Genomic DNA, 6,678 nt, shown 5'->3' with positions numbered 1-6,678 from the left:
GCGCCGGGGCGGGTGCCGTAGACGGGGAGTTTCCGGCCGTCGGGGGTCGTCTGGTACGGACCGGCGGCGTCCGCTTCGTCCGGGTCCAGGGTGTCGAAGCCGATCCGCATGCCGTCCTCGCCCACCGGGGGTCCCGCGGCGTAGACCGGCGAGTCGGTGGCCGGCACGCTGACCACCAGGTCGAGGGAGGGCTTGAGTTCACCGCCCAGGGCGCTCCACACGTCGGCGAAGGAGCGGTCCTCGGGGGGTGGCAGGGCCACGGTGATGGGCACCGCCACCCCGACCTCGGCCAGTGAGCCGGTGAGCCGCTCCTCGGGGAGTGCCTCGTACCTCAGCAGGCAGGACAGGAGCGAGGAGAGCAGCCGGTGCTCGTCCTCGGGGCGCTTGGTCCAGGCGGTGATCAGATAGGAGAGCTTGAAGTACCGCGGTGGGCGCCGGCGGGCGATCACGATGCCCTGCTCGTTGTACTCGTTGTGCAGACCGCGTTCGCGGCGCCGCATGTCCTCCCGGATGTCGTAGAGGTAGAGGTTGACGGTGGGCGCGTTCACGGTGGCGGCCCAGTCGCGGGTGGGTGCGTCGAACACCACGGAGATCTGGGCGCCCTGGAGCGCGTCGGTGCGGAACAGCGTGCGCAGGGCCTCGTCGACCTCATGGATCACTGCGGTGTCTCCTGGTGGCGGTGGGCGCTGGGCACGGTGTCAGGAACGGCCCGCGAAGTCCGGGGGCTCGAGGTGGCGCTGTACGACGAGGAACGGCTTCTCCATCGGGTCGAGGCCGCTGACCTCGGCGCGGAGGGTGCGCGGCCCGAGGCGGTCCTTGCGGAGCACCAAGACCTGGGCGTCGAAGGTGCCGTCGGGGGCGACGCGTACCGTCGAGCGGGCCGCGGTGATTCCCGGGTGCCAGGTCAGGGTGACCACGGCGCCGGGCGGGAAGTCCTTGCCGCGGGCCAGCGGCACCGAGCCGGGCGGGCCGACCTCGGGCGTCAGGGTCAGCTTCGGCTGGACGACGCGCAGGTGTGCCGAGTCCTTGTTGTCCGCGCGCTCCGGGTCGCGGGGCGAGCCGGTGACGGTGGCCTTGACGTCACCGCTGACGGGCTGGTGGTAGATGCCGCCCTGGAGGATGTTGATGCGGTCTCCGGGGCGCAGGGTGCAGGGGTTGGCGCTGCTGCACATCGAGATCGTGCTCAGTTCCCGCTTGCCGGGGTCCTCGGACTGCGGCCAGCTGGTGCTGAGGACGACGTCCTTCGCCGTCTTGGGGCCTGCGTTGGTGAGGGTGAAGCGGGCCACGCTCTGCCGGCCGGTGTAGTTGTGGGCCGGGTTCAGCGTCACGTCCACGGCGATGTCGGCCTCGTCGGGGATGGGCGGCTTCGGCGGCTCCGGCGGCTCCGGCGGCTCGGGCGGGGCGGGCTTGGGCAGCACCTTGAAGATCGCCGTGTCCTTGCCGGTGTTGCCCGCCGAGTCGGTGGCCGTGCAGGTGACGATGGTGGTGCCGACCGGGAAGAGGGATCCGCTGGCGGGCTCGCAGCTGACGGGCAGTTGCCCGTCGACCGCGTCCTCCGCGCCCGACACGAATTCGATCTTCGCGCCGTCCTTGCCGGTGGCCACCACCGTGCGGTCGTCGACGACGACCACGGGGGCCTCCATGTCGTTGACGCTGATGGTGATGCGCTCCTGGTAGGCGGGTACGGGTTCGTCGTCGCCCCCTCCGCCGCCGGGGCCCTGGCTGTCGCCGCCAGGAGTACCGGGATCGCCGGGGCCCTGGCTGTCGCCTCCGGGCTGGCCGCCTGGGCTGCCCCCGGGATCGCCGCCAGGCCCGCCGGGGCTGCCCCCGGGGTCACCACCTGGCCCACCGGGACTGCCTCCGGGGTCACCGCCGGGACCACCCGGGCTGCCGCCGGGCCCGCCGGGGCTGCCCCCGGGGCCGGCCGGGCCGCCACCGGGACCACCGGGGCTGCCGCCCGGCCCGCCGTTGCCGCCGCCGATGCCGTTGGTCGCTCCGCCCTTCCCGCCGCCGATCAACCCGCCGATCAGGCCGGCGGTCTGGCCGCCGTCGGCCCCTCCGATCAGCCCTCCGATGAGCCCGGCGATCTGGCCGCCGGAGGACGCCGTGCCGGAGGACCCACCCGAGGTCGAGGAGCCGGACGAGGAACCGGACGACGCGCCGGAGGCGGACGAGCCGGAGGAACCGGAGGACGTGCCGCCGGTCTGGTCGCAGCCGCCGCTGGGTCCGCTGACCGCGCCGCCCAGCAGGCCCGCGACGGCTCCCGTACCGCGGCCGCCGTTCACGCCGCCGATGCCGGCGCCGGCCGCTCCGACGATGGTTCCGCCGGTGCAACCGTCCGAGCCGGTGGTCGCCCCGCCGACGCCGCCCGCGATCAGCCCGCCGTTCCGGCCGCCGTCGACGCCGCCGATGGCGCCCGCGACCGCCCCGGCGGAGCTCCGGCCGGAGCCGCCGTCAGCGCTTCCGCCGCCCGCGCTGGGGTCGTAGCTGCCGGCGGTGCCGTCGTCGTCCAGCAGCGTCGTCGGGGTGCCACCGGGCACCTTGCCGTTCAGCAGGAACTGGACGGTGCAGTCGAGGTCGGTGCCCTGCGGCGCGTTCGGCGCCGCCGTGATGGTCTCCTGGAAGCCGGCGGTCTGGCCGCTGGTGACCTTGCGGGACGGCGGGTCCAGGGTGACGGTCAGGAACGGGCTGCAGTTCAGCGTCTGGTAGGTGACGGTGGTGGGGAGGTTGGTGAGCCCCTCCACGATGGTGTCGGCCACCTTGCTGGGGTCGATGCCCTCGAAGAGGGTGCCCTCGGTGTCGCGGGCGACGTTGGTGGCCTGGTCGGGCTCGTGGGTCTCCTCCCCGGGATCGGAGTGGCCGTTGTCGCCGTTGCCGTTGAGGCCGTCGCCGATGTACGTGTCGATGTCGACGGCGATGACCCGGGCTCCGGCGTGCTGCAGCGCGTTGGTGGCCTCGGTGCGGGTGTGGCCCATGCTCGGGTCGTGGCTGGAGGCGTCGCCGACCAGGACCACGACCGGGCTGGCGCCCTCCCGGAAGCCGGTGCCGCCTTCGCCGTCGGTGGCCACCTGCCAGAGCGCGTTGATCCAGTCCTCGGCCGGGCTGAAGTTGCCCATGGTGGCGGTGAGCTTGTCGACGCCCCGCTTCACCGCGGCCATGTCGTCGGTCAGCCCTTGCAGCACCTGGTAGGCGTTCTCCCCGTCCTCGGCGTCGCCGTAGGTGGCCACGGCGAAGCGGGCGTCGGACTGCTCCCTGGTCACCGCGTCGGTGATGTCCTTCAGCTTCAGCCGCAGGTTGTCGATGGTGTCGCTCATGCTTCCGGTGCCGTCGACCAGCAGCACCACGTCCGGCCGCGGTGGCACGGCCGGGGTGCGGACCTGCTTGTTCACGGTGAGCGACGAACCGGGGTCCAGGGCGTCGACCACCCGGGCGGGGGTCACCGTGGGTTCCGGGTCCGGTGGCCGGTTGGGCGCGGCGGTGCCGGGGACGACGCTGACCACCAGGATCAGTGCGGCGGTCAGCCCGCCCAGGCGGAAGGCGGCGGTGGCCCGTGCTCGGGTCCACCAACGCCGGCGCCAGATACCGCCGGACCGAGAACCGCGTGATCGAAAGCGCTGAACCCCCGGCACAGAACACTCCATTCGAGATCGGCGCGCAGGGCTCCACGGTCGCGCGGGCGGTCCGCGCGGGCAGCGGGAGGCGAGCCAACCCTTCGGGTAGGTCCGGTGCCCCATGGGGCATCCAGCGCTGGCGACCCTGCGCTTCCGACTCCGCCGGGACGCTCAGATCAGCCCCTGCCGGAGGGCGTACGCCACCGCGTGCGAGCGGTTGCGGAGGTTGAGTCTGGTCATCACCGCGTGCAGCACGTTCTTGATGGTGCGCTCGGAGTAGGAGAGCTTCACGGCGATGTCCGCCGTGTCATAGCCCTCGGCGACCAGTCGCAGCACCTCGATCTCGCGGGCGGCCAGACCGGTGAAGTTGAGTCCGCGTGGGCCGAGCACCTCCCCCTGTAGTTTGCCGACCTGTTCCAGCAGGCTGCCGAGCAGGTCGGCCGGCACGTGTCCCTCTCCCTTCGCCACCGCGCCGATCACCTGGACCAGCCGTTCCGGGGTGGCCTCGGCGCGCCGGACCACTCCCACGAAGCCGCATTCGGCCGCGCTCACCAGCTGCTGTTCGTCGATGTGCGTGGTGACCAGTACGCCGCGGGCCGGGCAGGTCCGCTGGATCTGCCGCAGTACCCGCAGTACGCCGTCGTCGACCGTGTCCACCACCACCAGGACCACCTGCGGTGCCTCGGTGCCGGCCCGGTCGATGAGCCGTACCTCGGGCCTCGTCCGCAGGTGGCTGGCCACCCCGGCTTGAGAAATGGGGTCCTGAGCTCTCAGGTCCACCATGATGCGGTCCGCGATTGCCTGATTCATGTCGCTCTCTCCATCCCCCAGAAGAACGGCGAGACATCATGGGCTTGTCATACCGCTCTTCGCGGATCTCCCCACCGACACGCTTCCCCTCGGAAGTCGCTTAGGCACCAGGGAAACTGATGATGGCTCAGAGAGAAAGGAGTTGTGCCCGAAAGTGTTCCTGTGCGGTCAGTGCGGGGGTACGCACCGGGCCCGTACGGTTCGCGCCATGAGTGTTTCGGCGAGCCTGGATGAGTCCCCCGTCACCTTGGAGCCCGGTGACGAGGCGGACATCCCTGTGCAGGTGCTCAACTCGGGCACCACGGTAGAGGAGTTCCGGTTCGAGGTGGTCGGCCCGTGTGCCGCCTGGACCACCGTAGAGCCGCCGAGCCTGTCGCTCTACCCGGGGGCGTCGGACACCGCGACGATAAAGCTCCGCCCGCCCCGGGCCCCGGAGACCGTTCCGGGTGAGACGCCGCTGGGTCTGCGGGTGATCCCGACCAGTGACCCCAGCGGGACGGTGGTGCCCGAGCGCACCGTCACCCTGCTGCCGTTCATCGAGGTCACCGCGGAGTTGGTGCCCCGCTCCTCGCACAGCCCCTGGCGGGGGCGGCACAAGGTGGCGGTGGACAGCCGGGGCAACACCCCCATCACGGTGCTGCTGACTCCCCAGCCCGGGAGCGAGCGCACCAAGCTGACCTTCGACTCCACCGAGCTGTCCATTCCGCCCGGGCAGACCAAGTTGGCCGCCCTGGAGATCCGGCCCACCCAGCGGCTGTGGCGCGGGACGCCGATCCACCACCCCTTCCAGGTGGTGGTGGCGCCCAAGCCGCTGGAGGGGCAGACGCCGTACGAGCCGGTGGTGCTCGACGGTACGTACGAGCAGCAGGCGATCCTGCCCAGCTGGCTGCCCCGGGCGCTGTTGGCGCTGGCACTGCTGATCGGCATGCTGGTCGGGCTCTGGTACTCGGTGCTGCGGCCCACCGTGCGCTCGGCGGCGCGTGAGGCGATCACCCCGGAAGCGGTGCAGAAGGCGGTGGACAAGGGCAACGAGGAGAAGCAGGGCGGCGGCGAGGGGCAGCAGAATCCGTCCTCCGGCGGCAAGGACCCCGCGGGCGGCGGTTCGGGGGGCTCGGGCGGCTCCTCCCAGGGCTCCGGCGGTGCCGACAAGCCCGCCGGCGGCAGCGGCGGGGGATCCGGGAAGACCGGCGGGACCGGAGGGACGGTCGGCGCCGGGGCCCCGACCAGCGCCCGGGGGCAGGTGAGGGACGCGGTGGGCGGCGGCGCGACCACCGAGACCGTGCTCTCGGTCCCGAAGGGCAAGACCTTCGACCTGACCGACGTCGTGGTGCAGAACCCGCAGGGCGACGCGGGCACCCTGACCGTCGCCACCCAGGACGGGCAGCTGCTCAACCTGGCCCTGGAGAACTTCCGGGACTCGGACTACCACTTCGTCACCCCGGTCGAGGTGCCCTCCGAGGGCAAGGTGACCCTCACGGTCAGCTGCCGCGAGGTGGGCAGGCCGGTGAAGGCGCCGACGCCTTCGGAGTGCTCGGAGTCGCTGTTCCTCGGCGGCTCGCTGCGGACGACCAAGAACTGACGGACCGAGCGGGACAGCGCACAGGGGCCTGGCCGGCGCCGCGGACGAACCGCGGCACCGGCCAGGCCCCTGCGTTCGGTGGCGCGGCACCCGCTACGCCGGTGGCGCCTCCTCTTCCTCCTCCTTCTCGCCGCCCTCGGCGGCCCGCTGGACGAAGGAACCCTGGACGTCGGCCGGCTGCTCGTCCTCGTCCTCCGCCCGCTGCACCGAAGCCTCCGTCCGCTGGACGGAGGCGCCGGCCGGGGCGGGCGCCGGGGCAGCGGCCTGTGCGGCGGCCGGGCTGGGCTGGGACATCACCCGCTCGGCGTTGGCCGAGGCCTCCTGCTCGAAGCGGTCCGAGGGGTCGCTGACCCGGATGCCGCCGGGGGCCTCGGTGCCCTCGACCGGGCCGCTGCGCTGCTGGATGACATGGGTGAGCTCATGGGCCAGGGTGGTGCGGCCCTCGTGCGAGGCGGGGTCGTAGGCGTCCCGTTGGAAGACGACGTTGTTCCCCACCGTGTAGGCGCGCGCCCCGACGTCGCGCGCCGAGTTGTGCGCCTCACTGCCGGTGTGCACCTGGTAGGCGTTCTCCCCGTCCTCGGCGTCGCCGTAGGTGGCCACGGCGAAGCGGGCGTCGGCCTGCTCCCTGGTCACCGCGTCGGTGATGTCCTTCAGCTTCAGCCGCAGGTTGTCGATGGT

General features: G+C 72.5%; 5 protein-coding genes. 1 reads left to right on the top strand and 4 read right to left on the bottom strand.

Going from position 1 to position 6,678, the window contains the following annotated elements; genetic code table 11:
• The 3 genes from E4099_RS27005 to E4099_RS26995 all read right to left on the bottom strand — a co-directional run.
• Positions 1 to 659, bottom strand: a 659-nt coding sequence (locus tag E4099_RS27005) for a Pvc16 family protein (RefSeq protein ID WP_135341739.1), incomplete at its 3' end; no start/stop codon positions are given.
• A gap of 39 nt (positions 660 to 698) precedes the next feature.
• Positions 699 to 3,629, bottom strand: coding sequence for a VWA domain-containing protein (locus tag E4099_RS34955; protein ID WP_280923531.1), 2,931 nt, complete (start codon positions 3,627 to 3,629; stop codon positions 699 to 701).
• Between the two features lie 153 nt (positions 3,630 to 3,782).
• Entirely contained in the window at positions 3,783 to 4,421 is a 639-nt protein-coding gene (locus E4099_RS26995) for a helix-turn-helix transcriptional regulator (protein ID WP_135341737.1), read from the bottom strand.
• A 208-nt stretch (positions 4,422 to 4,629) separates the two neighbouring features.
• On the opposite strand from E4099_RS26995, the gene E4099_RS26990 reads away from it, so the two are divergent.
• On the top strand, positions 4,630 to 6,000 hold the full coding sequence (locus E4099_RS26990; protein ID WP_209446758.1) for a COG1470 family protein: 1,371 nt from the start codon (positions 4,630 to 4,632) through the stop codon (positions 5,998 to 6,000).
• Positions 6,001 to 6,093: 93 nt separating this feature from the next.
• On the opposite strand, the gene E4099_RS26985 is transcribed toward E4099_RS26990, so the two are convergent.
• A partial coding sequence (locus tag E4099_RS26985; RefSeq protein WP_135341736.1) for an eCIS core domain-containing protein occupies positions 6,094 to 6,678 on the bottom strand: 585 nt, incomplete at its 5' end.

This window comes from Streptomyces palmae (assembly GCF_004684805.1).
GTDB lineage: Bacteria > Actinomycetota > Actinomycetes > Streptomycetales > Streptomycetaceae > Streptomyces > Streptomyces palmae.
This window is presented reverse-complemented; position numbering and strand designations above follow the sequence as displayed.

Excerpts from the sequence above, each read along its gene's own strand:
- E4099_RS26990 (WP_209446758.1), top strand. The coding sequence starts at position 4,630 with ATGAGTGTTTCGGCGAGCCTGGATGAGTCCCCCGTCACCTTGGAGCCC.
- E4099_RS26995 (WP_135341737.1), bottom strand. The coding sequence starts at position 4,421 with ATGAATCAGGCAATCGCGGACCGCATCATGGTGGACCTGAGAGCTCAG.